Raw genomic sequence first — 23,388 nt, 5'->3', positions numbered from 1 at the left:
AGACACCGTGATTCACCTGAAGGCAGGGCAGAACACTGCGCTGACCGCTGATTCCGTGCGCTTCACCGCGCAGACCACCGGCGCCGTCGAACTCGGGGCGCTCGTGGTCGGCGAGGATCTGCGGGTTCGCGACGTGCACGATCACGTGTGCGCGTCGCGGCCCTCGGCCTCCGGCGTGAGCTTCGCGGGGGCGGCGGTGGAGCTGACGCTGTCGCAGATCAGGTCCGACGCGCATGCTGTGCTGCTGTTCGTCACGGGCGGGCACGCGCTCGGTACGGTGACGGCGTCGCTGTACGAAAACGGTAGTCCCGCCGCGGAATTCGTCATCTCGCCGACCGCTGGTGAGAGTGCGCTGATCTGCCTCGAGGTGTATCGGCGCGGTGGTGGCTGGAAGTTGCGTGCGCTGGGTCAGGGTTATGCCGGTGGCTCGGCTCAGTTGCTCACCGCGCACGGGGTGACCCCTCCCGAGCCCGCACCCGCGCAGGCCTGGCAGGCGGCACCGCTCGCACCGCCGAGCGCTCCTACCGAGACGGTCGCGAGACCTGTTCCCGCATCGGGCATTCCGCTCGAAGTCGAGCACGGTCTGCAACGCATGTGGATGATCTTCGAAGACGCCGCTCGCTCCGCCGCCGCCCTGGTCTCGGCTCGCGACTACGCGACCAAACGCCTGGATCAGGAACTCTCCGAAGCGGTGTCGAATCCGGCGACCCGCAACACCCCCGCCGCCGACGCGGCCCGCGCGCAAGCGCAACGTCGCCACGACGACCTGGTTGCCCTCGCCGACGCCGACCATCGCCGCGACAGTGACCAACTCGGCCTCGAGATCGCCGAAGCCGACGCCGCCATGCCCGCCGCGCTGGCCTCCTGGCTCGCGCCCGCGTGGACCACCCGCGCCGCCCGCAGCGACGGCATCCGGCTCGGCGAGCTGTACGCGCTCGACCGCGGTGGCCTGCGGGTGCCGTATTGCGTTCCGGTGCCGCTGAACCGGCCGCTGTGGGTCGACACGGAATCCACCGCCGCGGCCGCGCGCGTGATCGGCGCCCTGGTGGCCCGGCTCGTCGCCGCGATCCCCGACAAGCCGACCAAGGTCGACCTGATCGACCTCACCGGCGGCCTGCGCACCTTGGCCGCCCCACTCGCCCCGCTGTTGGCGGGCCCGGTGATCGCCGATCACGGCGACATCTCCGCCCGCCTCGCCGAGCTCGCCCACGCGGCCGAGCTCGCCGACATCGCCTACAACAGCGGACAAGCCGTACCCCCCACCGAACACCGCATCCTCGTCGCCGCCGACTTCCCCCACGGCTACCAGGGCAGCGACGTGGTGCGCCTGGGCCAACTGATGGTCCGCGGCGACCTGATCGGCTTGTCCCTGGTCATCGTCGGCAGCGGCGGCGGCGAATTCGGCGACGGCCCGGTAGATCTCCTCGCCCAGTCGTGCAGGCACCTCCCCACGATGCCCGGCACCCCCCTGTTCGACCCCTGGACCGGCAACGCCTGGGAACTAGACCTCGACATGCTCCCCGCCGAACCCGAACTCCAGGCCCGCTACCTGCGGATGTAGACCTGCACCTCCGCCCGCTCGGATCAGTTCAGCACCGATATCGGTCGGGCGCTGATCGTGGCCTGTTTCGGGCGCAGGAATTCCGGGAGCCAGGGGAGTAGGGGGTCGAGGGCTCGGTCGAGGACCCCGCCCGCCGGGTCGTCGACGAAGTCGCGGCGGACCACGTCGTTCTGGGGGCGCAGGATCTCGTAGACGATCAGCGCGCACAGGCCGAGGACTGCCAGGTCGCGCAGGACGACGGTGCCGGTGAACCACTGTTCGGGCAGGCCCTTGTTGTCCTCGCCGAGGTAGTAGTACATGCGCGGCACCCAGACGAGTGCATCGATGGTCATCCAGGCCAGCAGGATTCGTCGATGCGGCAGCGCGAGGACCGCCAGCGGCACCAGCCACAGCGAGTACTGCGGGCTCCACACCTTGTTCGTCAGCAGGAAGGCCGCGACGACGAGGAAGCACAGCTGAGTCAGCCGGGGACGCCGTGGCGCGGTGAGTGCCAGGTAGGCGATGCCCGCGCAGGCGGCGACGAAGGCCAGCAGCGAGACCGTGTTCAGGACGGTCGGGGGTACACCGTGTCCGATCGGCCCGTCGAAGCCGGTCCAGCCGGTGAACGAGGTGATCACGTTGTAGATCGAATCGGGGTCGGCGTGGCGAGTGGTGTTGAGCCGGAAGAACTCTCGCCAACCCTGCGGGTACAGCGCCGCGATCGGCAGATTCACGGCCGCCCAGGTGCCCACCGCGGCGATGACCGTGAGGGTTGCCGCGCCCAGTGGCCGCAATGCGAAAAGATGTGTCCGCGCGGGCGTTTCACGCAGCCAGGTGCGGGCGGAATCGAGACTGTCGACATCGCGCAACCGCAGCCCAGCCCGCGCGGCGGGCTGACGCTGCATCGGATCCACTCGCAGACACAGCACCACGATCGGCCCGAGTAGCAGCAGCGGATACAACTTCGCCGCCCCGCCCAGTCCGAGCAGGATGCCCGCGAGCACCGGCTTACGCCGCGCCCACGCCAACAGCCCGGTAGCCGCGAAAGCCGTTGCCAGCGCATCGAAATTCGTGAACATGTGCACGATCACCAACGGCGACACCGCGATCAGCGCGGCATCCCACACTCGTCGCCCGGCTAATCGCGACGAGGCCCAGACGGTGATCAGCCAGCCGACCGAAAGGCCGAGTGCGACCACGTTGAAATACACCACCACCGACATCGCGCCGGGCAACGGCAGGTGATCCCAGACGTTGCCGATCTGCATCGCCGCGTACTGGTACAGGCCCGACAGCACCGGATACTCCATGTATCTGGTCTCGGTGCCGCCGTCGGGCGTCGATTCGGTCCAGGACTTCTTGTACGGGAACGCGCCCTCGTTGAGCCGTTCGGCACCGTAGAGCGGAACGGTGTCGGAGTAGCACATGGCCACGTACTGGCGGCCGTTGTTCCAGTCCAGCATCAGACCGCCGTCGCCATCGCTGGTCTGCTGGATGCAGCCGGCCTTCGCCGACCAGCCCAGCGCCAGGAAGATCACCGTGAAGGCGAACATCACCCGCAGCGGCGTCCAGAACCGCACCCGCCCGATCAGCGCGTGATCGCCGACCGGGCCGCCGACCACGGTGGACAGCTGCGCGGTCAGCGAGTCGTTGCGGCTCGGCCGGTCGCGGGCATCGATCGAGCGGAGGTCGGGCGCCAGCCGGGCGGGCGCCACGTACCCCGCCTCGCGGCCCGGCCGGGTACCACTCGACGCCGGCTGGTCCGCGAGTTGCTGATCGGTCACGACATCCGAGGCTACCGGTGGTTACCGGGATCGGGTCGGCGTGGTTCCCGCGCCGCTGCTCTCGTTGTCGTTGCCGTTGGCGCCATTACCCGGTCTGTTCGACCCGCCGTTGCCGTTTCCGGGGGTCGCGGGCGCGCCGTCCGGCCCCGCCGTCGGCTGGCCGGGCAGCGGGCCCGCACCGGTCTCTGGCGTGGACTGCGACTGCGGCACCGCGGGCTGCTGCTGCACCCCGGGCACCGGAATCCGGATGCCGGGCAGGATCTCGACCTGCGAGGGCACGATCACCGGCGGCACGATCGCGGGCGCGGTGGTCGACGGCGCGGTGTAGGGCGCCGACCATTCCGGCACACCGGCCTGGCCCTTGATCGGGGCGGGCTTGGGGAACGACTCGTTCGACGTGCCCGACAGCGCGCCGTCCATCGTCGCCTTCCAGATGTCGGAAGGCAGACCGGAACCGTAGACGGCGCCGCCGCCGTAGTTCTTGAGCGCGTCGCCCTGCTCGGTACCGACCCACACCGCGGTCGACAGCGACGGGGTGTAGCCGACCATCCAGGCGTCCCGGTTGTTGCCGGTGTCGCCGAGCTGGTGGGTACCGGTCTTGGCGGCGGATTCGCGGCCGCCGGCCAGGTTGTGGTTGCGCGAGTAGGCCGCGATCGGCTTCATCGCCGCGGTGACGTTGTCGGCCACGGCCGCGCTGATCCGCTGCTCACCGGCGGGCTCACCACGATCGAGCAGCACCTCACCCTTGGCGGTGACGACCTTCTGCACGAAATGCGGTGCGTGGTAGACGCCCGAGGCCGCGAAGGTGGCGTACGCCGAGGCCATGTCGAGCGGGCGCGACTGGTACTGGCCGAGCACGATGCCGTTGTTGGGGCCGACGCCGCCGGGCTCGGTCAGCGTGGCGCCGACGCCGGGCAGCTCCGTCGCGATACCGAGCTTGTGGCCCATATCGGCGATCTTCTGCGGACCGTTCTGCATGTCCAGCTGCATGCGGTAGAAGCTGGTGTTCAGCGAACGCTTGAGCGCCTCGGCGATGGTGCACATGCCACAGCCCTCACCCTCGACGTTGCCGATCTTGATGCCGTTGACGGTGATCGGCGAGCTGTCGTAGAGCTGCGAAAGCGGGACGCCCTGTTCGAGATTCGCGGCCAGACCGATCGCCTTGAACGAGGAGCCCGTCGGCAGACCGGCATTGGCGAAGTCGTAGCCCTGCCCGTCGTTGCCGCCGTAGTAGGCGCGCACCGCACCGGTGCGTGGGTCGACGGAGACCACCGCGGTGCGCAGGTTCTCCGGCTCACCGTCGAGCTTGCCCTGTGCGGCCTTGATCGCGGCGTCCTGCGCCTTCTGATCGATCGTGGTAGTGATCTGCAAGCCCTCGGTGTTCAGCTGCTGCTCGCTGATGCCCGCGGTCGAGAGCTCCTGGAGCACCTGGTTCTTCACCAGACCGTTCGGGCCCTCGTCGTTGTTCTTGTCGCCGAGCGAAGCCAGCGACACCACCTGTGGGTACTGCATCCCCTGACGTTCCGTCGCGGGCAGGTTGTTCTCCGCGACCATGCCGTCGAGCACGTAACTCCAGCGGGTCTTGGCGCCCTCGGGGTTCTTCTCCGGATCCAGCATCGAGGGCAGCTGGATGGTCGCGGCCAGCACAGCGCCCTCGGCCACGGTCAGCTCCTGCACCGGCTTGCCGAAGTAGGCCTTGGACGCGGCGTCGATGCCGTACGCGCCACGACCGAAGTAGATGGTGTTCAGGTAGGCGGCGAGGATGTCTTCCTTGCTCCACTGCCGCGCCATCTTGGCCGAGATCACCAGCTCGTGCATCTTGCGCGTCATCGACCGCTCGTCACCGACCAGCGCGTTCTTCACGTACTGCTGGGTGATCGTGGAACCACCACCGGCGCTTTCCTTGCCGAGGACGTTGTCGCGGGCGGCGCGGGCGAAGCCCGAGACCGAGAAGCCGGGGTTGGTGTAGAAGTCGCGGTCCTCGGCGGCGATCACGGCATTGCGCACGTGCGGCGGGATCTGATCGATCGAGACCTCGGTGCGGTTGCCCTGCGGCGGGACCACCTTGCTGATCTCGGTGGAGCCGTCGCTGGCGAAGATCGTCGCCACCTGGTTGGTCTCGAGATCGCCCGGCTTGGGCACCGACACCGCCGTGTAGGCGACCAGGAACACCGCGCTCGGCACGACGATGGCCAGGGCCATCAGGACATAGAGTGTCCGGCGCACGATCCGCCACGGCGATTTCTTCACCGCACCATCACTACCGGAGCCGTCGTCGCCCCCGCCACCGTCGCGGCGGTTGCGCGGACCGGTCGGCGGCGGGGTGCCGCCCACGCCGGCGGCGCGACGTTCACCGGTGGTGGGACCACCCGGCGTGGTGGCGCGACGTTCACCGGTGGTGGGCCCACCGGGACGCCGGCCAGCGCCGGCCCGTGTGGCCGCGGCGGCACCGCCCGCGCGAGCCGTCCTGGCTACGTCGTCGTTCGCGCCGCGCACGGTCCGCCCCGGCTGATTCGCCCGCACGGTCGACTCGTCGGGGCTGCCGGGACGCGGCAACTTCTGTGTGGCGCCCGCCGCGGGCGGCGCGGCCCGACCCGGCTGCGGGGGCCTACCCTGCGGCGGCCTGCCCTGACCGGGCACACCCTGCGGAGGCGGTCCGCCCTGCGGACCACCGGGACGCTGGGGCGGCTGACCCGGCCGACGCGGCGGCATCCCACCGGGCGGCGGCCCCTGCTGACGATTCGGCGGCGGTCCCTGCGGACCGCGTCCACCAGGCACCGGGCCGCCACCCTGCGGGCGCCCGCCCTGCGCGGGAGCACCGGGCGCACCCTGCGGGCGCGGACCGGTGGGCGGCATCGGCCGACGCGGCGGGGGACCACCGGGCCGATCACCCGACTGCGGGGGGAGACCTGATTGCGCACCCCGAGCCGGACGGCCGCCGCGCGGATCATCGCCGTGGGGGGAGGACTCGTAGGGCGAACTCACTGACCAGATCTCCATAACTTGTAAGGTTCGGGCACACGACATCCGCGCCGGAGTACCGGCGCGGAGAGGGTGCACCCCGAACAGTGGCGCATCACGCGGTGGCCACCATCACTTGTTCGGGCCGCCCGTCACTGCGCAGCCGCGTCGCTCCACACGCCATCATTCGGCAGCAGAGCGCCGGGCTCGCGAACTCGTCCGTCGCCGGGCGGGGGCGGGCGCCGTGCCGAGCACGTACGACTGCACCAGGTGGTTCCAGCTGCACGAGCGACAGACCTCGACGACATGCACCGAGAATTCTTCGTTCGACTCGGCCATCCGAATCAGTTCCTCGGGCGTCCGCGCCGACCCGGCCGCTTGGCCGAGCCCATCGCCGAACACCCACGAAACCAACGTCAGCTGCTCTTTCCGGCAGATCGGGCAGGTCGCCTCACTACCCCGGCCGTGAAACTTCGCGGCCCGGAGCAGATACGGGTTCGCGTCGCACACCTCGGCGACGCCGACCCGCCCCGCGTAGACATCGGCCAGCAGCGACCGGCGCCGGAGCGCATAGTCCACCACCTGCCGCTGAATTCGCACGATCACCAGAGTAGCGGGGTTCGGATACGCGTGCCCACGGCATCGTTTGATCCGATCTCCCGGACTGAACTCCCGATACCGGGGTTCATCCGGGTGTCTTCGCAGGTGAGGTGACCCACGGCCATGGCTGAATCCGGGCGGCGACGGGCAGCCGTCGATTCGGTGCTGCGCGCACGTGACATCGATCGCGCACAGGCGTCGACCGTGCTTGACGCGGCGTACGCCGAGGGGCCACTCGGCGCGCAGGAGTACCACGACCGCGTCGCGTCAGCGAGCACCGCCCGCACCGTCGGTGACCTCGCCCGCCTCACCGCCGACCTGCAATCACCTGCGGTTTTCGGCGAGAATCCGCCCTCCCGGCGCCCGCGTCGCCGGGCTCGCGCCGAGTACCCGGCCCACACGAGAGCCAGATCGAGCGACCGCACCGCGACGATCGAAGCGCTCGACACCGCCCGCGCCGACGGCCAACTCGACGCCGACGAACACGCCGCAATGGCCGAATTGGCCACAGAAGCACGAACATTGGGTGATTTGTCCACTTTGGTGGCAGAACTCCACCAGCGCCCCGACCTCGGTATCGGGTTCGCGCCGGGCGCGGAGGCGGATGCCGAGCCCCTGATTCCTGTCTCCGCGCTGACCTGCGTCGATGACGCATGCGTCACATTCGACTGTGCGTAGATGTATCGCTCCGATATAGTTGGAAGTCGCATCCACGGTTAGGTCTGTTCGGCCTTTCAGGTCGACATAGTCAGGGAGTGAGGTCGGCAGTGCTCGAATTGGCGATTCTCGGCCTGCTCCTCGACGCGCCCATGCACGGTTACGAGCTGCGCAAGCGGTTGACGGGCCTGCTCGGAGCGTTCCGGGCCTTCTCCTACGGTTCGCTCTACCCGACGCTGCGCAGAATGCAGGCCGACGGGTTGATCGCCGAGGAGCTTCCGGACGGCGCGCTCGCGCGCCGTGCGCGCCGCGTCTACCGGCTCACGCCGGTCGGCCGGGAACGGTTCTCCGAACTCCTTGCCGACACCGGTCCGCAGAACTACACCGATGACGGCTTCGGCGTTCACCTTGCCTTCTTCAGCCGCACTCCCGCCGAGGCGAGAATGCGGATTCTGGAGGGCAGACGTCGTCAGGTCGAGGAGCGCCGAGAGGGTCTGCGGGAAGCGATCAAGAAGGCCAGCGGGTCACTGGATCGCTACACCAAGCAGCTCCACCAGCTCGGATTGGAATCAAGCGAGCGCGAAGTGCGCTGGCTCAACGAGTTGATTGCGGCGGAGCAATCGACGAAGGCGGCACCACAGAAAGAGGGAAAGAGCGGCCATGAGTGATGTCAACAAGGTTGGATCCGGCGAAGTTCGCGTCGCGATCGTCGGTGTGGGCAACTGCGCATCGTCGCTGGTGCAGGGCGTGCAGTACTACAAGGATGCCGACGAGAACCAGGTCGTTCCCGGCCTCATGCACGTCAAGTTCGGTAGCTACCACGTCCGTGACGTGAAGTTCGTGGCCGCGTTCGATGTCGACGCCAAGAAGGTCGGCTTCGACCTGGCCGAGGCCATCTTCGCCAGCGAGAACAACACCATCAAGATCTCCGACGTGCCGCCGACCGACGTGACGGTCCTGCGTGGCCCGACCCTCGACGGCATCGGCAAGTACTACGCGCAGACCATCGAGCAGTCCGAGGCGCCCGCGGTCGACGTGGTCAAGGCGCTCAAAGACGCCGAGGTCGACGTACTGGTCTCGTACCTGCCCGTCGGTTCCGAAGAGGCCGACAAGTTCTACGCGCAGTGCGCGATCGACGCGAACGTCGCCTTCGTCAACGCGCTGCCGGTCTTCATCGCCTCCGACCCGGTCTGGGCGCAGAAGTTCGTCGACGCCGGTGTCCCGATCGTCGGTGACGACATCAAGTCGCAGGTCGGCGCGACCATCACCCACCGCGTGATGGCCAAGCTGTTCGAAGACCGCGGCGTGGTGCTCGATCGCACCTACCAGCTCAATGTCGGCGGCAACATGGACTTCAAGAACATGCTCGAGCGTGAGCGTCTGGAGTCGAAGAAGGTCTCCAAGACCCAGGCCGTCACCTCGAACCTCACCGGGGCGCTCGCGGGCAAGGTCCACGACCGCAACGTCCACATCGGTCCCTCGGACTACGTGGAGTGGCTCGACGACCGCAAGTGGGCCTACGTGCGCCTCGAGGGTCGTGCGTTCGGCGATGCTCCGCTGAACCTGGAGTACAAGCTCGAGGTGTGGGACTCGCCGAACTCGGCGGGCATCATCATCGACGCTGTCCGCGCGGCGAAGATCGCCAAGGACCGCGGCATCGGCGGACCCGTCATCCCGGCCTCGGCCTACCTGATGAAGTCCCCGCCGGTGCAGATCGCCGACGATGTGGCGCGCACTCAGCTCGAGGCGTTCATCATCGGTGCCGATTAGTCACTGAACGAAAAGAGCCGGTGCGCACGAACTCTCGTGCACACCGGCTCTTGTCGTCTTCAGTCCAGGGAGACGTACACCTCGACCGAGGTCGGACCGGTGTAGCGCTCCAGCTCGGCCGTGTGCGAGCGGGTGATGGTGCCGGCGTTCTCGGCCTTGATCACCTGCGCCCACGCGGTGCGCAGCAGATCGTAGGGCTTGTCCGCGACCACGAACTTGGCGTAGCGACCCGCGGGAATGCGGGTGAGCACGTCGCCTTCGTCGATGTCGTCCAAGCCGCCGACCTCGTAGCCGAGCACGGCCACCGCATGATCGTTCTGACCGATATAGGCGGCCGCGCGAGGCACCGTCTTCTCCCGCGACAGGTACCGATCCCAGGTGAAGTTCACCAGGTCGAGATCGCGCGCGGTCACTTCACGCCCGGCCAACGGCACGGTGAGACCCGCGATCAAACCGTCGGCGAGGGTGACGATTTCGAAATCCACGGCCATCAGCTGTCCTTCTCCTCGGTCAGCGACACGAAGATCTCGACCGTGCGTTCGTCGGGATACTGCTCGCAATCGCCGGTATAGGCACGCACGAATTCACCTGCGGCCTCCGCGTCCCACACCTGGCGCCAGAGCCCGACGATGGTGTCGCCGAGGTTGTCGCCGCTGGCCACGAATCGCGCGTAGCGGCCGGCCGGAATCCGGCCGAGCACGTCGCCTACCTCCAGGTCGGCGAGAGTCTTGCACTCGTAGCCGACGATGTGGGTGAGGTAGGAATTGATCTCCGGCGCGAAATCGACATACCCCGTCGCGACCGGTCCCGGTAACGTTCTCGCCCGCAGGTTCGCCCACGCCTCGACCACTTTGGCGCGGCGCGGCCCCTCGACGGCGAGCGCCGGACTGCGAAGCACCGTGCCCGCGATCAGCGTCTCGGGACGGTCAACGACATTGAAATCCACCTGCGTAGCCCCTATGTCTAGTGTCGTCGCATGTCGGTACCGACCGCACATCCTCCCGTATCGGTCCGACAGGTTCCGCGCCGGGATCATTCGACCCCTGGTCGGGCGGTTCGCGCTCTGGGCAACGATGTTGCCATGTCCTCAGGGTAGTCGGGTCCGGCTGCGCCAACTCGTGATCTATCGCGGCCCTTCGCCGCCGAGTCCGGGGAACAGCTCACCGGGGACGACGGGCGTCGGTGCGGGCGGGATGATGATCAGCGGCGGCGGCGCGGGGCGCGGTGAGTTCGTCGGCGGACCGAAGATGTCGAAGCCGCCGCCCGGTGTCGGCGCCGGTCCGGTGCCCGGCGATGGCACCAGCGGCGGGCTCGGCACCGGCTGCACTTCGAACTGTTCGACCGGCGTTCCGGCCAGCGCGGCGTCCATCGACTGCTTCCAGATGTCGGCGGGCAGCCCTGAACCCCAGACGGCCCCACCGCGACCGGTGCGCAGCGGCTGGGGGTGCTCGGTGCCCACCCACACCGCGGTGGACAGCGAGGGCGTGTACCCCACCATCCACGCGTCCTTGTTGTCCTTGGTCTCGCCGAGCTGGGTGGTTCCGGTCTTGCTCGCCGACTGTCTGCCGTCGGCGAGGCCGTGGCCGTTGGAGTAGTTGGCGATCGGCAGCATCGCGGCGGTGGTGGCATCGGCGATCGCCGGGGTGATCCGCTGTTCAGGCTCCGAATGTCGCTTGCCTGTCGCGGTTTCCCAGCTGCGGTCGAGCAGCACCCGCCCGTCTCCGGTGCTCACCTTCTGCACGAAGTACGGCTGGTGATAGACCCCCGAGGCAGCCAGCGTCGCGTACGCCGACGCCATGTCGATGGGTCGCACCAGGTACTGGCCGAGCACGATCCCGTTGAGCGGGTAACCGTCCGGCTCCGACAGGCTCATGCCCTCGACGCCGGGAATGTACTCGGGGATGCCGGCCAGGTGCGCGGCCTCGGCGATCGAGCGCGGGCCGTCGGCCATCGTCATGGTGAGCCGGTAGAAGCTGGTGTTCAGCGAGCGTTTGAGCGCCTCGGCGAGCGAGCAGCGTCCGCACGAGTCACCCTCGACGTTGGTGATCTCGGTACCGCGGTCGGTGATGGGCGAGCTGTCCATCGCCCGCGTCACCGGGATGCCTTGCCGCTGGGCGGCGACGAGCGCGAAAACCTTGAACGCGGAACCGGTTTGGAGCGGCGCCTGCGCGAAATCGAACCCGGTCCCGTCCTCGCCGCCGTAGTAGGCCCGCACGGCCCCGCTGCGCGGATCGATCGACACCACGGCCGAGCGCAGCTCCGGTGGTTGCCACGACAGCCGCTCACGCACCGAATCGACCGCGCCTGCCTGGGCCGCGGCGTCGATGGTGGTGGTGATCTGCAGTGCGCCCGTGTTGATGTCGGCGTCGTCGAGGCCCGCGGCCCGCAGTTCGCGCAGCACCTGGGTGCGGATATGGCCTTCCGGTCCGAGCGCGGCCGACTCCGCGGGCACGTCGTCGAGCGGGATGATCGGCGGGAACACCGTCGCGTCCCGGTCGCCGGGCGCGAGCGCTTTCATCTCGACCATCCCGTCGAGCACGTACTGCCAGCGCGCCCGCAGCTGATCGAGATGGTTCTCCGGGTCCAGCACCGAGGGCGAGCGGATCACCGCCGCCAAGACGGCCCCCTCCGCGAGCGTCAGGTCCGGCACCGGCTTGTCGAAATAGGCCTTCGCCGCGGACGCGATCCCGTACGCCCCGCGCCCGAAGTAGATGGTGTTGAGGTAGGCGGACAGGATCTCGTCCTTGCTCCACTGCCGCGCCATCTTGGCCGCGATGATCAACTCCCGCATCTTGCGGGTGACGGTGCGCTCGGAGCTCAGGAAGGCGTTCTTCACGTACTGCTGGGTGATCGTCGAGCCGCCGCCCGCGTTGTCCTGACCCGTCACATTGTCGCGAGCGGCGCGCAGGAAGCCGCTCGTCGAGTAACCGGCGTTCGTATAGAAGGTGCGGTCTTCGGCCGCCAGCACGGCGTCCCGCACCGGGAACGGCACATCGGTGAGCGGGATGGGAATCCGATTGCCCTGTGGCGGAATGAATTTGGTCAGCACGGTGGTGCCGTCGGCGGCGAGGACGGTCGCGGGCTGTTCGACCGCGACCTCCGCCGGTTCGGGGATCTCCGAACTCCAGTACACCGCGACGAACAGCAGCGCGGGCACACACACGAAGATCACGAAGAGCGCGAGCAGCAACCGCCGGATGCGCTGACCCCTGGTGCGTGGCTTGCGTTCCGGGGGCGGGTCGCCGGACCCGTCGGTGGCGGCCAGTCGGGCGGCCTGTGCCCGTCGCGCCGCGCCCTTGGCCGGCTTCTGCTCTTTCGCCAGCGGATCGCGGAACCCGGCAATCGAGGTATACGGAACGTCCCCATCGGAACGCCCGCGCCCGCGCTGGGAGGCCACACCATCTCCTTTCGGAGCGAGCAGAAGAACTCACCTGCACCGACGTCGATATCGGTGCAGGCGACTCTACCCGGCGTGGGCGGCAGAACCCGGCAGGTCAGCTCTTGACGCCGCCCGCGGTGAGACCGGAGATGATGCGACGCTGGAAAATCAGCACCATGATCACCAGCGGCACGGTGACGATCACGCCCGCCGCCATGATGGCCGCATACGGCTGCACCAGCGGGTCGTTGCCCGAGAAGCTCGCGATGGCGACCGTCACCGGCTTGGTGTCGTCGCCCGAGAGCAACCGGGCCAGCAGGTACTCGTTGATCGAGGCGATGAACGCCAGGATCGCGGTGGTGAACACCGCGGGGGCGGCCAGCGGCAGCATGATCAACCGGAAGGCCTGGAACTTGCTCGCGCCGTCGATGCGCGCGGCCTCTTCGAGCTCCCACGGCAGTTCGGCGAAGAACGAGGCCAGGATGTAGACCGTCATCGGCAGCACGAAGGAGATGTTCGGGATGATCATCGCCTGGTACTGGCCGATCCAGCCGATATCGGTGAACAGCTGGAACAGCGGCGTCACCAGCACGACGGCCGGGAACATCGACGCCGACAGGATCAGTCCCGAGACCAGGTACTTGCCCGCGAAGGCCATCCGGGCCAGCGCGTAGGCCGCGAGCACGCCGAGGATCAGCGCCACGGCGGTGGTCGCCGATCCGATGATCACACTGTTGAGCAGTGCCTTGCCGAAGTTGTTGCCGCGGCTGGTGTCGAAGGCGTTGCGGAAGTTCTCCAGCGTCACGTGGGTGGGCCACGGGGTGCTGTCGAAGGTGTGGGCCGGGTCGCGGAACGCCACCACGGCCATCCAGTAGAACGGGCCGAGGCCCCACACCAGCACGATGGCGACACCGAGGTAGAGCCGCACCGTGCCGATCCGCTTGCGCCACGACACCGGCTGCACCGGCAGCGTCTTCGATTCCGCGACAGGTTCTTTCGTCATCGACATGCTCATCAGTTCGCCTTCCGCTGGTCTTCTTGCGTGCGAACAGCGTTGGCGCCCAGCACCTTCACCAGGATGAACGCGATCGCGAAGACGAGCAGGAAGGTGATCACCGACAGTGCCGCGGCGCTGTTGGGCCCTTGGCGCACCTGCTCGACCACCAGGATCGACAGCGTGTTCGTCGCCGGGTTGCCCAGCGTCATGATCGCGGGCAGGTCGTAGATGCGCAGCGTGTCCATGGTGCGGAACAGGACCGCGACCAGCAGCGCGGGCTTGAGCAACGGCAGCGTGATGTGGACGAACCGCTGCCAGGCAGTCGCGCCGTCGACTTTGGCCGCCTCGTACACGTCGGCCGGAATCACTTGCAGCCCAGCCAGAATCAGCAGGGCCATGAACGGCGTCGTCTTCCACACATCGGCCGCGACCACGGCGAACCGCGACGCCCACATGTCCGAGGTCCACAGGATGTGTGTGCCGAGTACCCGGTTCACCACGCCGTCGTACTGGAACATGAACTCCCACAGTCGCGCTGTGACCGCGGTGGGAATCGCCCACGGGATCAGCACGGCGGCGCGCAACAGCGCCCGGCCGCGGAAGGTCTTGCCCATCACCATGGCCATGCCGAGCCCGAGCAGGGCCTCGATCGACACCATCACCACGGTGAAGAACAGGGTGATCCCGACCGCCGACCAGAACTGCGAGCCGAGCGTGCCGGTGGGGCACGACACCGTGCCGTTCAGCGACCCACACTGCTGCAGCAGCCAGTGGGTGTAGTTGCTGAATCCGGCGCTGCCGCCCTCGACGAACATCCCGGTGGCCGGGTCGATGCCGGAGTCCTTCGAGAAGGACATCCAGATCGCCTCGACCACCGGATATCCGATGACCACGGCCAGCGCGACAAGCACGGGCGCGACGAACAGCCACGCCTTGCCGGATTGTCGCAGTTGCAGCGCTAGCCCGCGCTGCTTGGCTCCCGAAGGATCCGACACCGTTACTACTCTCCTACGGTCTGGTCGGGTCCGCTGCGCGTACCGCTACGAACCGGCGGTCTCGATGCCCTTTTGCATGCCGGCGACCGCGTCGTCGACGGACTTCGTGCCGTTGAGGGCAGCATAGGCGTTGTCCTGGATGGCCTTCGACACCGCGGGATAGAACGGGGTCACCGGACGCGGCACGGCGCTGGCGATGGATTCCTTCAGCGTGGGCAGGTACGGCATCTTCGCGATCAGGGCCGGGTCGTCGTAGAGCGAGGAGCGCACCGAGGGCAGCGAGCCCGAGGCGATGATCTGCTGCGCCTCTTCGCTGATCAGGTAGCGAACGAAGTCGGCGGCGGTGGCCTTGTTCTTGGAGAACGCGCTGATCGCGGCGTTGTAGCCGCCGAGGGTGGAGGCGCCGACGCCGGTGTTGCCCGGCAGCGGGGCGACGCCGAACTTGTCCTTCACCGCGGAGCCCTCGGCGGAGGCCTGGGCGAAGAGGTAGGGCCAGTTGCGCAGGAACAGCAGCTTGCCCGACTCGAACGCGCTGGCGCTCTCGCCTTCCTTGAAGGTGATGGCTTCCTTGGGGATGTCACCGTTCTTGTAGGCGTCGACGAGGACCTTCAGGCCCGCCTTCGACTCCGGGCTGTTCACGGTGGGGGTCTTGCCGTCGGCGCCGACGAAGCTGCCGCCGAAGGCGTTGATGACCTCGGAGGTGTTCACGGTCAGGCCCTCGTAGGGGGCGAGCTGACCGGCGTAGCAGCCGATGTTGTTGTCGCGGGCCACCTGGCACTGGCCGAGCATCTCGGTCCAGGTCTTGGGCGGGTTGGGCACCAGGTCCTTGCGGTAGTACAGCAGACCGCCGTTGGTGTTCTTCGGCGCCGCGTACAGCTTGCCGTTGTAGGTGGCGCTGGCCACGGTCGGCGCGAGCAGCGGCGCGGTGTCGATCGCGAAGCTGTCCTCGAGCGGCTGGATCCAGCCCTTGGCCGCGAATTCGGCGGTGTTCGGCACGTCGAGGGCGACCACGTCGTAGCCGTCCTGCTTGGCGCGGAAGTGCTCGGCTAGGTCGTCGTGCTGCTGGGTGCCGTCGGCCGACTGCTCCTTGAACGTCACCTGCTCGTTCGGGTGCGCGGCGTTCCAGCGGTCGATGAGCTGCTTGACCACACCGGTTTCGGTGGTGTCCTTGCCCTCGACGTAGGTGATCGGGCCGCGGCCCGTCAGGTTCTGGTCGAGTGCGTTGCCCCCGTCGTCACTGGAACAACCGCTGGCGAACGTCGCGGTGAGCAACGCGATCGAGGCAGCAGCCATCGTCGCTCTGGGGACAAACTTCAAGGCCATCGCAGACACTCCAGGGTCAAGACGTGAGCAGCAGCACACCGTGCGGTGCAACAGGCAACATACAGGATTCTCGGCGGCGCGGGCGCCGCGTGTTCTCGGCCTGGGAGGCCTCGATCTTCCCTTCCTACGGGCACTCCGTCGTCGCACCCTTCGGTCGGTCCGGATCGAGGCTGCCGAGAACGGGCACAGACTTGCACAGTTTTTCTGTCAGTGTGGTGGCTTAGGGTCATTGCTTGTGACAAGTCCCTCGCCGGCCGCTACGCCCGATCGGATGCTCACCCGCATCGGCGGTTTGCTGCGCAAGGCCGAGTCCACCGACAACGCGCACGAGGCCGAGGCCTTCCTCGCCGCGGCGCAGCGACTCGCGACGAAATCCTCGATCGATCTCGCGGTGGCGCGCTCACATGTGGCCTCGCGCGAGCGCAGGTCGGCGCCGGTGCAGCGGATCATCCCGATCGGCGAACCGGGCCGAAAAGGTCTGCGCACCTACGTCCAGCTGTTCGTGGCGATCGCTACGGCCAACGACGTTCGCTGCGATGTCGCCCGTACTTCCGCCCAGGTCTACGCCTACGGCTTCGCCGCCGACATCGACACCTGCGAAGCGCTCTACGCGAGTCTGCTCATCCAGATGGTCCGCGCGTCGGACCACTACATCAAATCCGGCGCCTACCGCGAGGCGACCGTGGTCAAGGTCGTCACCGAGAAGCGTCTCGGCCGTTCTGTCCGCCGCAAGGTGGAGGCGCCGGTCGCGGGAGTCACCGCGCGGCTCAACTTCCAGATGGCCTTCGCCGCCCGAATCGGTGCGCGGTTGGCCGAGGTGAAAGCCGAAGTCGTCGCCGAGGAATCGGTGTCCGAATCGACGGGGACCGCCCTGGCATTGCGGGACAAAGAAGTAGCCCTCACGGACTTCTACACCGCCACCTCCGAGGCGCGCGGAACCTGGCGTGGGCCGCAGACCTCCACCGGGCACTCCGCCGCGGCTCGTCGCGCGGGCGACCGAGCGGGCCGTACCGCCCGCCTCGGCACCTCACCGGAACTGCCTGCCGCACGCGGAAAGCTGTCGGGCCGATGAGATCGACCGGGCTGTCGGCATTCCGCCGGGCCGTCGGCGGCCCGCTCGGCGGTGCGTTCCCGGTGGGGAGCGGCGGGCAGGGCTGTGGCGCCGGGTAGTTCGCCACGGCCGCAGCGCGACAGCCAGCGTGCCAAGGTCTATGACGGTGAGCAGTTGGTGCGTGGGGTATTCGATCGTGCCGACGAGTTCGGCCACCGGACGGTCGAGGTCTACGGCTCGCAACTGACGTTGCCGGTGGAGCGCCGCTTCGCCTCCGTGGAGTCGGTACAGAGCTACGCGGACAAGGTGCTGGCGCTGAATTGGGTTCGCGCACAATGGGAGCGAGCCGCGGTATCGATCAGGGTCCGGGCCCGGGGTGGTGCCGCGGCCGCTCACTACGAGCCGGAGAGCGCCGTCCTCGCCGTCCCGCTGCACACCGGCTCCACCGCATGGGCGCTTCGCGAACTGGTGGTCCTGCATGAACTCGCCCACCACCTGGCGCCCGATTCGGCGCAGGCACCACACGGACCCGAATTCTGTAGCCGCTATATCGAATTGGTGGACGGTGTGATCGGCCCGGAGGCCGCATTGCTGATCCGGGCTACTTTCGCCGGATGCGGTGTTCGGTTCGGCTAGGGATTTGCTCGCTCAGCGGTCTTCGAGCAAGGCGCTGACTCGCTCGTAGCGTCGCAGCCACCAGTCGGCACGGTCGGGATCGGGGTGTCGGTATTTGTCCAGCAATGTGGGGTCGGGCTCCGGTGGCGAGGCCGGGACCGGCAGCCATCCGTCGACCGGCAGCAACGACGCAGTGACGAGATCACCTTCGAACAGTGCGAGAGTGCCCAATCCACAGGCGAATTCGAGCTCGGGCAGCGCGCCCGCCAACGCCAGCTGCGCCGACAGGCCGACGCTGGTCTCGAGCGCCGACGAGACGACGGTCGGCAGCCCGGCCGCCCCGGCGACCGCCAATGCCCGCCGGACCCCACCCAGCGGCGTGCACTTGAGTACCGCCACGTCAGCGGCGCCGGCCACCGCCACCCGCATCGGGTCCTCGGCCCGGCGAATCGACTCGTCGGCCGCGATCGGCACCGAAACCCGCCGACGCACCTCGGCCAATTCCGCCACGGTTCGGCACGGCTGTTCTACGTATTCCAAACCCCCGGCGGCTTTGTCGATCTCTCCGATATGGCGGACGGCGGTTTCCACGTCCCACACCGCGTTCGCGTCGATCCGAACGGCCCCGGATTCCCCGATCGCTTCGCGCACCGCGGCCACCCGAGCCACATCCTCGCTCAGCGAGTCGGGGTGATCCGCCACTTTCACTTTCGCGGTCGCGCAACCGGATTCCCGAACAATTCGGCGGGCTCGGGTGGGATCCACCGCGGGCACAGTGCAATTCACCGGAATCCGATCACGCACCGGGGCCGGCCACCCCACTGTCACCTGTTCGACGGCGGTAGCCAACCACCCGGCCGCTTCGCGATCGTCGTATTCGGGAAACGGGCAGAACTCGCCCCACCCCAATTCGCCCCGGATCAACATCCCCTCGCGCACAGTGATCCCCCGAAACCGTGTCCGCAACGGAATCGCATAAACAAACAGTTCGGTGCTCACCCGACCGATCGTAGATCTCGCTACGCGGGTCGAGACGAACGGCGGCGCTCACGGTGAGCGCCGCCGCCCGGTGTCACAGGCGTTCGATGATGGTGGCGTTGGCCAGGCCACCCGCTTCGCACATGGTCTGCAGCCCATAGCGCGCTCCACGCTGCTGCATCGCGTGGACCAGCGTGGTCATCAACCGCGCCCCGGAAGCGCCCAGCGGATGCCCGAGCGCGATCGCCCCACCGTGCACGTTGACCCGGCTCATGTCCACCCCGGTCTCTTTCGCCCACGCCAGCACAACCGGCGAGAATGCCTCGTTGATCTCGAACAGGTCGATGTCGCCGATGTCCAGACCAGCCCGGCGCAGCACCTTCTCGGTGGCCGGAATGACCGCGGTGAGCATCAGCAACGGGTCGTCGCCCGCGACCGAGAAGCTGTGCAGGCGGGCCAGCGGCCGCAGGCCGAGTTGCTCGGCGCGTTCGCCGGACATGATCAGAACGGCGGAACTCCCGTCGCTGACCTGGCTGGCGGAGGCGGCGGTGATCTCCCAGCCGATCTGCGGGAACCGCGTCGCCATCGCGGGGTCGTAGTAGGCGGGCTTCAGTTTCGCGAGGGTGTCGATGGTGCTGCCGACCCGGATTCCCTCATCCGTGGTCAGCCCGTTGATCGGTGCGAGTTCCGCGGTGAAGAGTCCGTCTTTGGTTGCCCGAGCGGCCTTTTCATGACTGCCGAGGGCGAATTCGTCGAGCTGGGTTCGCATCAGACCCCATTTCGCGGCGATGAGTTCGGCGCTGATTCCCTGTGGGACAAGGTCCTCGGGATAACGCTGCGAGAAGGCGATGCCCGACAGGTCGGTGGCGCCGACCAGGTTGGCGCCCATGGGAACTCGCCCCATCGATTCCACGCCGGCGGCGACCACGATGTCGTACGCGCCCGCGATAACCCCCTGTGCGGCAAAGTGAATCGCCTGCTGACTGCTGCCGCACTGCCGGTCCACTGTCGTGGCGGGCACGGATTCCGGATATCCGGCGGCCAGCGCGGCCCGCCGGGTCATATTCGATCCCTGCTCCCCGACCTGGGTGACGATGCCGCCGATCACATCGTCGATGAGCGCCGGATCGATCCCGCTGCGCTCGACCACCGCCCGCAGGCTGTGGGCCAGCAGATCGATCGGATGAACGTCGTGAAGTGCGCCGTTCGGCTTGCCCCGCCCGATCGGCGTGCGTACCGCTTCGACGATGACCGCGTCTCGCATGGAAGTCCTCTTTCGCCAACGCTGGCTCTATCTGACAATAGCCAGCTTAGGTCCTAACTATCATTGACTCAAGTCAGATTGGCTATGATGTCTCTCATGGCAGCCGTGATGGAAGGACCCCTGGCCGATCTCAGCAAATGGGAAACGGCGGGCTGTTCGATCGCCAGAGCCATGGACCTCATCGGCACCCGCTCCGCGATGCTCATCCTGCGCGAGGCCTACTACGGCACCCGCCGTTTCGACGGCTTCGCCCACCGAGTGGGCATCACCGACGCCGCCGCAGCGGCCCAACTCCGCAAACTCACCGCCGCCGGCCTCCTGGAAAAACGCCCCTACCAGGAGGAAGGCAAGCGCACCCGGCACGAATACGCCCTCACCCAGATGGGCCGGGACCTGCTCCCCGCGGTCGTGGCCCTCTGGCAATGGGGCGACGCCTACCTCCAGCCGGGCCCCCCACCCCTGCTGCGGGTCGACGCGGAAACCGGCGAACCGGTCCGCGTCGACCTGCGCACCTCCGACGGCACCGAGATCCCCCTGGAACGCCTGGCGGTCCGAGTCAACGAGGACTACCTCCGCGACCGCGCCGAACGCCGAAGGAAGAACCCGGACAGCTAGGCGCTGAACACGCCGATCGTCACGTCCTCCGTGCCGAGGGCCTGGAACAGGCTGACCCACAGCAGGACGACCGGTTCGGTGCTGCGGGCCGTGTTGAGCGCGCCGAGGTCGATCAGCTGTTCGTCGGCCCAGCCGAAGGAGTTCAGCAGCCGCGCCACCTGCGACTTGGCATCGGCGTCGTCACCGCTGAGAAAGATGGTGTGCTGTCCGGGAATTCGGGCCGGGTCGACCATCACCTGGTTGTTGGTGGTGTTGAGCGTCTTCACCACGCGGGTGGCCGGAAAGGCCCGCTGGATTTCCTCGGCGACGCTGCCCGCCTCGGGGACAACGAGTTTCGGCGGAAAGCCCTGCGAGAAGTCGAGTGCGTTGGAGACGTCGACGATGATCTTGCCCGCGAGATTGTCCGACCCGGCCGCGGTGAGCGCCGCCACCGATACCGTGCCCGATGTCGCATTCACGATCAGTTCGGCCGCTGCCGCCGCCTCGGCGAAAGTGCCGTGCGCCCCGCCGGTTTCGGCTGCCCACGCGGTGGCGTCGGCATTGTCGGCGGTCCGCGACCCCATCGTCACCGTGTGCCCGACCTCGACCAGCTTGCTCGCCAGCCGGCGACCGACCTGGCCGGTGCCGAGTACTGCTATGCGCATGTCACTACCCCATGTCGACAAACCCGCCCGGCGATCACCGGGTCCGAGCATCAGCATAGGGCCGCACCGGAATCGAGCCGAGCGTCTACGCGCACAGCGCAATCGTGCGCGGGCGACTCGAGTCACGAGCCGCCCGCGCATTCGAATCAGCGCAGGCGCTTGCCGTCCACGCTGAAGAAGTACACGTGTTCGGGGTCGGTGGTCAGGCAGAGGCGATCGCCCTTGGACGGCGGGTTGCGCCAATCCACGCGCGCCACAATCGTTTCCCCGGTCTGCCCGCCGGCGCCCGCCGAGAGGGCGCGACCGTAGACGTAGGCGTCGGAGCCCAGCTCCTCCACGACGTCGACCTCCAATTCGAGGCCGCCGTCGCCGACCTCGAGATGTTCGGGGCGGATGCCGAGGACCACGGAGCCCTCTCCCGCGTCGGCCACCGCGCGCGGCACCCGTACCGGGTAGCCACCGATGGTGACGGCCCCGTCGGTGACGGGGAGGGTGAACAGGTTCATCGCGGGCGAACCCATGAACCCGGCGACGAACATGTTCGCCGGATCGCGGTAGAGGTCGCGCGGCGAGGCGCACTGCTGGAGCAGGCCGTCCTTGAGGACCGCCACCCGGTCGCCCATCGTCATCGCCTCGACCTGGTCGTGCGTGACGTAGACGGTGGTGGTGCCGAGCCGGCGCTGCAACTGGGCGATCTGGGTGCGGGTCTGCACGCGCAGCTTCGCGTCGAGGTTCGACAGCGGCTCGTCCATCAGGAACACCCGCGGCTGCCGCACGATCGCGCGCCCCATCGCCACGCGCTGCCGCTGTCCGCCCGAGAGCGCCTTCGGCTTACGGTCGAGGTACTGCTCGAGGTCGAGGAGCTTGGCTGCCTCGAGCACCCGCTCGTCGCGCTCGGCCTTGGACACCTTGGCCAGCTTCAGCGCGAAGCCCATGTTCTCCGCGACCGACATGTGTGGGTAGAGCGCGTAGTTCTGGAACACCATCGCGATATCGCGATCCTTGGGTTCGGCGTTGGTCACGTCCTTGTCGCCGATCCGGATGCACCCGGCGTTGACCTCTTCGAGGCCGGCCAGCATGCGCAGCGAGGTCGATTTGCCACACCCGGAGGGTCCGACGAGTACGAGGAATTCGCCGTCGGCGATCTCCAGGTCGAGTGCGTCGACCGCGGGTTTGGTGGCACCGGCGTAGAGCCGGGTAGCGCGGTCGAAAGTGACGGTAGCCATGCGTAGATCAACATCCCATCCCGGCAGGAACGTGCCGGACGATCCGAGTAGTGGGTCGCTGGGATCGTAGCGGCCCACAACGGTGCCGGGTAGCCTCGGTCGCGGTGCCAACCCGAGCCATCGAGGAGCCAGCGAGATGAGTCGTCCGGTCCGTATCGGAGTCCAGCTTCAACCGCAGCACGCGCCCGATTACGGTCTGATCCGCGACGCGGTGTTGCGGGCCGAAGACGCCGGAGTCGACATTATCTTCAACTGGGATCACTTCTTCCCGCTCACCGGCGACCCGGCGGGCGCGCATTTCGAATGCTGGACGATGCTCGGCGCGTGGGCGGAGCAGACCGAGCGAGTCGAGCTCGGCGCGCTGGTCACCGGCGGCGGCTACCGCAATCCCGACCTGCTCGCGGATATGGCGCGCACGGTGGACAACATCAGCGGCGGCAGGCTGATCCTCGGCATCGGCGCGGGCTGGTTCGAGCGTGACTACGACGAGTACGGCTACGAGTTCGGTACGCCGGGCAGCAGGCTGACCTTGTTGAAGGAGAGCATGGCGCGCATCACCGCCAGGCTCGGGAAGCTGAACCCGCCGCCGGTCCGCGACATCCCGATCCTGATCGGCGGCGGTGGTGAGCGCAAGACGCTGCGCCTGGTCGCCGAGTACGCCGACATCTGGCACTCCTTCGCCGACGTGGCGACTCTCGGCCACAAGAACAAAGTGCTGGCCGAGCACGCGGCTGTCGTCGGTACCGACGAGTCGCGGATCGAGCGTTCGGTGCAGTGGCAGGGTCGCGACGAGGCGAAGGCGCTGCACGATGCGGGCGTCACCCTGTTCACCGTGGGTGTTTCCGGCCCCGGCTACGACCTCACCGAAGTCCGGCGCGCCATCGAATGGCGTGACGAGACGAACCCGGCCGTCCTGGAGGGCCTCGCGTAGTTTCGATCACGCTGCGGCGAACCCGCTTCCGGGCCTCGACCGGCTGTCGCCGTGGATC

General features: G+C 68.0%; 21 protein-coding genes. 8 read left to right on the top strand and 13 right to left on the bottom strand.

Annotated features, from left to right (window positions below; translation table 11 throughout):
• Positions 1–7: 7 nt before the first annotated feature.
• Complete coding sequence (locus tag ACWGCN_RS00510; RefSeq protein WP_452458509.1) at positions 8–1,561, top strand: TerD family protein; 1,554 nt, start codon at positions 8–10, stop codon at positions 1,559–1,561.
• A gap of 23 nt (positions 1,562–1,584) precedes the next feature.
• Here ACWGCN_RS00510 and ACWGCN_RS00505 read toward each other — a convergent pair whose 3' ends face one another.
• The 3 genes from ACWGCN_RS00505 to ACWGCN_RS00495 all read right to left on the bottom strand — a co-directional run bounded on the left by ACWGCN_RS00505 (position 1,585) and on the right by ACWGCN_RS00495 (position 6,885).
• Entirely contained in the window at positions 1,585–3,324 is a 1,740-nt protein-coding gene (locus ACWGCN_RS00505) for a glycosyltransferase family 87 protein (protein ID WP_452449645.1), read from the bottom strand.
• A 21-nt stretch (positions 3,325–3,345) separates the two neighbouring features.
• Positions 3,346–5,526, bottom strand: coding sequence for a transglycosylase domain-containing protein (locus ACWGCN_RS00500; RefSeq protein WP_452458521.1), 2,181 nt, complete (start codon positions 5,524–5,526; stop codon positions 3,346–3,348).
• A gap of 942 nt (positions 5,527–6,468) precedes the next feature.
• Positions 6,469–6,885, bottom strand: coding sequence for a DUF5318 domain-containing protein (locus ACWGCN_RS00495; RefSeq protein WP_170112103.1), 417 nt, complete (start codon positions 6,883–6,885; stop codon positions 6,469–6,471).
• Positions 6,886–7,008: 123 nt separating this feature from the next.
• Between ACWGCN_RS00495 and ACWGCN_RS00490 the strand changes: the two genes are divergently transcribed.
• The 3 genes from ACWGCN_RS00490 (at position 7,009) to ACWGCN_RS00480 (ending at position 9,312) form a co-directional block, all read left to right on the top strand.
• Positions 7,009–7,563: a DUF1707 SHOCT-like domain-containing protein gene (locus tag ACWGCN_RS00490; protein WP_452458508.1), complete on the top strand. Its 555-nt coding sequence runs from the start codon at positions 7,009–7,011 to the stop codon at positions 7,561–7,563.
• Between the two features lie 89 nt (positions 7,564–7,652).
• Entirely contained in the window at positions 7,653–8,210 is a 558-nt protein-coding gene (locus ACWGCN_RS00485; RefSeq protein ID WP_056823890.1) for a PadR family transcriptional regulator, read from the top strand.
• Positions 8,203–9,312, top strand: coding sequence for an inositol-3-phosphate synthase (locus ACWGCN_RS00480; RefSeq protein WP_378989260.1), 1,110 nt, complete (start codon positions 8,203–8,205; stop codon positions 9,310–9,312). The genes ACWGCN_RS00485 and ACWGCN_RS00480 overlap by 8 nt, the downstream gene beginning before the upstream one ends.
• A 59-nt stretch (positions 9,313–9,371) precedes the next feature.
• Here ACWGCN_RS00480 and ACWGCN_RS00475 read toward each other — a convergent pair whose 3' ends face one another.
• From ACWGCN_RS00475 to ACWGCN_RS00450, 6 genes are all read right to left on the bottom strand, one after another.
• A complete protein-coding gene (locus ACWGCN_RS00475; RefSeq protein ID WP_378989259.1) occupies positions 9,372–9,803 on the bottom strand; it encodes a GyrI-like domain-containing protein in 432 nt (143 codons plus the stop codon).
• Positions 9,803–10,258, bottom strand: a complete 456-nt coding sequence (locus tag ACWGCN_RS00470; protein ID WP_358066940.1) for a GyrI-like domain-containing protein — start codon at positions 10,256–10,258, stop codon at positions 9,803–9,805. The genes ACWGCN_RS00475 and ACWGCN_RS00470 overlap by 1 nt, the downstream gene beginning before the upstream one ends.
• Positions 10,259–10,435: 177 nt before the next feature.
• Positions 10,436–12,709 carry a transglycosylase domain-containing protein gene (locus tag ACWGCN_RS00465; RefSeq protein ID WP_378989258.1) on the bottom strand — a complete coding sequence of 758 codons (2,274 nt, stop codon included), beginning with the start codon at positions 12,707–12,709 and terminating at the stop codon, positions 10,436–10,438.
• 97 nt (positions 12,710–12,806) lie between these two features.
• Entirely contained in the window at positions 12,807–13,694 is an 888-nt protein-coding gene (locus ACWGCN_RS00460) for a carbohydrate ABC transporter permease (protein WP_378989257.1), read from the bottom strand.
• Between the two features lie 11 nt (positions 13,695–13,705).
• Positions 13,706–14,683, bottom strand: coding sequence for a carbohydrate ABC transporter permease (locus tag ACWGCN_RS00455; RefSeq protein ID WP_449966534.1), 978 nt, complete (start codon positions 14,681–14,683; stop codon positions 13,706–13,708).
• Between the two features lie 45 nt (positions 14,684–14,728).
• The gene (locus ACWGCN_RS00450) at positions 14,729–16,006 is read right to left on the bottom strand and encodes an ABC transporter substrate-binding protein (RefSeq protein ID WP_056823877.1); all 1,278 of its coding nucleotides are present in this window, start codon (positions 16,004–16,006) and stop codon (positions 14,729–14,731) included.
• Between the two features lie 271 nt (positions 16,007–16,277).
• Here ACWGCN_RS00450 and ACWGCN_RS00445 point away from each other — a divergent pair, with 271 nt between their 5' ends.
• Complete coding sequence (locus ACWGCN_RS00445; protein WP_378989538.1) at positions 16,278–17,078, top strand: DUF2786 domain-containing protein; 801 nt, start codon at positions 16,278–16,280, stop codon at positions 17,076–17,078.
• An 84-nt stretch (positions 17,079–17,162) separates the two neighbouring features.
• Positions 17,163–17,693: a TIGR04338 family metallohydrolase gene (locus ACWGCN_RS00440; protein WP_452458507.1), complete on the top strand. Its 531-nt coding sequence runs from the start codon at positions 17,163–17,165 to the stop codon at positions 17,691–17,693.
• Between the two features lie 12 nt (positions 17,694–17,705).
• Here ACWGCN_RS00440 and ACWGCN_RS00435 read toward each other — a convergent pair whose 3' ends face one another.
• Both ACWGCN_RS00435 and ACWGCN_RS00430 read right to left on the bottom strand, forming a co-directional pair.
• Positions 17,706–18,671 (bottom strand): o-succinylbenzoate synthase, encoded by a 966-nt coding sequence (locus ACWGCN_RS00435; protein ID WP_378989254.1) that lies wholly within the window; start codon positions 18,669–18,671, stop codon positions 17,706–17,708.
• A gap of 73 nt (positions 18,672–18,744) precedes the next feature.
• Positions 18,745–19,914 (bottom strand): thiolase family protein, encoded by a 1,170-nt coding sequence (locus tag ACWGCN_RS00430; RefSeq protein ID WP_452457991.1) that lies wholly within the window; start codon positions 19,912–19,914, stop codon positions 18,745–18,747.
• 84 nt (positions 19,915–19,998) lie between these two features.
• On the opposite strand from ACWGCN_RS00430, the gene ACWGCN_RS00425 reads away from it, so the two are divergent.
• Entirely contained in the window at positions 19,999–20,529 is a 531-nt protein-coding gene (locus ACWGCN_RS00425) for a winged helix-turn-helix transcriptional regulator (protein ID WP_378989252.1), read from the top strand.
• On the opposite strand, the gene ACWGCN_RS00420 is transcribed toward ACWGCN_RS00425, so the two are convergent.
• Together ACWGCN_RS00420 and ACWGCN_RS00415 are read right to left on the bottom strand one after the other, a co-directional pair.
• The gene (locus ACWGCN_RS00420) at positions 20,526–21,173 is read right to left on the bottom strand and encodes an NADPH-dependent F420 reductase (RefSeq protein ID WP_452457992.1); all 648 of its coding nucleotides are present in this window, start codon (positions 21,171–21,173) and stop codon (positions 20,526–20,528) included. The genes ACWGCN_RS00425 and ACWGCN_RS00420 overlap by 4 nt on opposite strands.
• A 146-nt stretch (positions 21,174–21,319) precedes the next feature.
• Complete coding sequence (locus ACWGCN_RS00415; protein WP_379314159.1) at positions 21,320–22,399, bottom strand: ABC transporter ATP-binding protein; 1,080 nt, start codon at positions 22,397–22,399, stop codon at positions 21,320–21,322.
• 136 nt (positions 22,400–22,535) lie between these two features.
• On the opposite strand from ACWGCN_RS00415, the gene ACWGCN_RS00410 reads away from it, so the two are divergent.
• Positions 22,536–23,330, top strand: a complete 795-nt coding sequence (locus ACWGCN_RS00410) for an LLM class F420-dependent oxidoreductase (protein ID WP_379314160.1) — start codon at positions 22,536–22,538, stop codon at positions 23,328–23,330.
• Positions 23,331–23,388 lie beyond the last annotated feature (58 nt).

It is taken from the genome of Nocardia sp. NPDC055050 (assembly GCF_053608345.1).
The sequence above is the reverse complement of the archived record's forward strand: the minus strand, read 5'-3'. Positions and strand labels throughout refer to the sequence as shown.